At 63.8% G+C, this 1,934-nt stretch carries 1 protein-coding gene and 2 pseudogenes; 2 read left to right on the top strand and 1 reads right to left on the bottom strand.

Features of this window, described 5'->3' with window-relative positions:
- Positions 1-31 precede the first annotated feature (31 nt).
- Positions 32-366 (bottom strand): annotated as a pseudogene (locus BKH20_RS13480) (ISL3 family transposase); the annotation flags it as partial.
- Between the two features lie 679 nt (positions 367-1,045).
- On the opposite strand from BKH20_RS13480, the gene BKH20_RS13475 reads away from it, so the two are divergent.
- Together BKH20_RS13475 and BKH20_RS14870 are read left to right on the top strand one after the other, a co-directional pair.
- Positions 1,046-1,699 (top strand): DUF6318 family protein, encoded by a 654-nt coding sequence (locus BKH20_RS13475; protein ID WP_256693199.1) that lies wholly within the window; start codon positions 1,046-1,048, stop codon positions 1,697-1,699.
- Positions 1,696-1,934: pseudogene (locus tag BKH20_RS14870) on the top strand (hypothetical protein); the annotation flags it as partial. The gene BKH20_RS13475 and the pseudogene BKH20_RS14870, both read left to right, overlap by 4 nt.

The following is a 1,934-nucleotide window of genomic DNA, read 5'->3' as shown; positions in this document are numbered from 1 at the left end:
GCCTCCATCAAACCCGGGGCGATTCACACCCCACCGCCGAGCGGGTCAGCCGCGCCCTGGGCTCAGCCAGGCCGCTCGTGTCCTGCCTCCACACCCGGCGGCAGCCGGTGCAGGCGAAGCGCCGCACGCGTACCACCAGCTGCGTGGGCCTCCACCCCACCGGCACATGGGCCAGACACCGGGCCACCGTCCCACGGGATACTCCCTGGGCCCCGCAGGCTCTGCAGAACGGGTCCTCAAACCCGATCGGCATACGGCACTCCACAACCGCGCGCTTGGCTGTGAGGTGCTGGCCCACCACGGTCAGTCCCAGAGCGCCGGGCCCAGGAAGGTCGTCAGATCAGGGTCGGTGAAGGTAAGTCTCAGGCACGTCGAGGTCTCTCAGGTGGCGTGTGTAGCAGCTCCCATCATCGGGGGACCTCGACCCCTACCCGGCGTAACGACGCACCCACCACCCCCACCCCGGACACATAAATAAGCCTTACTTACTGCACTCTCAAACGCGAAGAGCCGGTTTTCCACAGGGTGTCTTGAGGGTCTGGTGTGGGGGCGTTGGTGCGGGTAGTGTCAATACACCGCTTGGACGGGCAGTGCTGCCCGTCCGGGCGGGGTATGGAGTTGTTTCGGTGGCGAGGAGGCTTCCGTGATGAGTGCGTCCCTACGATCCCCCGAGCCTGTGGGTGCCCGGGAGCCGGTATCCGGTCCTGGCCAGGTTGCCGTGTCGGAGCGGGGCCCTATCGTGCACAGGCGTCGCGGCAGGCTGGTTCTCATTGACTCTGGCGGGCCTGCGGAGCGGGTGGCTCTGAGGGGAGGGCTGGAGCAGTCAGGCGGTTGGTCGGCCGCTCCGGGGTCGGGCGTGGCCGCGCACGTCGGTCACTCCTGCCTGGGCCCCGGAAGCCCCTGCGTTCCTGGAGAGCACGCGAAGCGGGCCGTGCTGGAGGTAGGGGCGGAGCGGCCGGGTGGGGTGGTGCTGTCGTCGCGCAGGGGCCGGCCCAGTTCCCAACCCGAGGCTCGGCCCGGTTCTCGTTTTGGGTGCCGGCGGGGTGTGGCTGGTCTGGTGGTGGTGTGTGTGCTGACGCTGGGGGCGGCGGCCTGCTCGGTGAAGGACGCCAAGGCTGAGGCCAGCGTGAGCGCCAGTGCCAGCGCGTCGGCGGCTATCGCTCGGGCTGAGAAGGGCATTGCTGATGCCAACGCCTCGGCGACCGCCTCCCGGGAAGCGGCCCTGACCCCTGAGCTGCGCGCCAAGCGCGATGCCGCCCTGGCCGAACCCGCACCGGCCAAACCCTCCCAGATGAACGAGGAGAGCGCCGAGGGCGCAGCAGCCAGCGTCAGCTACTTCCTCGACCTCTACCGCTACGCCTATATGACCGGCAACACCACCGAACTCGCCGCCATGAGCGAAGACAGTTGCAAATTCTGTCAATCAGCCATCGACAACGCAACGAACCTTCACAAAGCAGGGGGTTGGAATGACAAGTGGGAACAAGAGGTCACGAACATTCGGTATTACGATAAACTTGAAGGATACGACTACAATAGAGTTGAAGCCACTGTGAGTCGTCAAATGATTGCGTCTCACCCGGGAGGTGGGGCAGCCACTGAAACATCAAACCCCACCGAGAATGAAACACTAGACTTTGCTGTACGCTACGCCAATGGCCGTTGGCTGATCGGCGGAGTAAGGGTCGAACAAAAATGAGTCGCCACATTGCCGCTTTAAGCATCACCTTAACCTCCATTATTTTACTGGTGATTGGAAGTAACTCCCTGGCTTTACCGTCTGAAACAAAGGGAAGTTACACTGTCGAAAATCAGGACAACACCCCTACTGTTCGTGGAGAAATGAGTGAGACTATCACCCAGGAGGGTGTGCCGGATTCTGGTGGGTCTCCGTCTCAGGAGCATCCGTCTGTGACGGCCTCGGATCCGTCGAT

Origin of the sequence: Actinomyces oris (genome assembly GCF_001937445.1) — a bacterium.
Classification (GTDB): Bacteria; Actinomycetota; Actinomycetes; order Actinomycetales; family Actinomycetaceae; genus Actinomyces; species Actinomyces acetigenes.
This window is presented reverse-complemented; position numbering and strand designations above follow the sequence as displayed.